This is a genomic window from Chryseobacterium sp. SIMBA_028, assembly GCF_046535285.1.
Classification (GTDB): Bacteria; Bacteroidota; Bacteroidia; order Flavobacteriales; family Weeksellaceae; genus Chryseobacterium.
In genome coordinates, this window is sequence record NZ_JAWRWZ010000173.1 from 1 (window position 1) to 281 (window position 281).

Sequence of the window (281 nt, forward strand, 5' to 3'; positions counted from 1 at the left end):
GGGAAAATTAAAAAAATCATTGTAAGTGGCGAGAAAAGTAAAGGGGATAATGAACCTGCTCCCATGAAAAATTATCTGATTTATCAGGAAGGGGTTCCTGAAGATATTATTATTGAGGACCCGAAAGGGTTCAATACCTATAAAAGTATTCTTCGTTGTAAGGATGTATATAAAAAGAAAAATGTGATTATCGATTCACAGGGATATCATCATCTGCGTGCCTTATTTTTCGCAAGAAATAATGATATGACTGCACTAGGATTTGATGCGCAGGATGTCAC

The 281-nt window shown here is 35.6% G+C and carries 1 protein-coding gene; it reads left to right on the forward strand.

All coding sequences use genetic code 11. The annotated features are described in order from the left end of the window. Positions 1-281: vancomycin high temperature exclusion protein (locus SCA31_RS23030; RefSeq protein ID WP_410699358.1), on the forward strand; the 281-nt coding region annotated here is incomplete at both ends.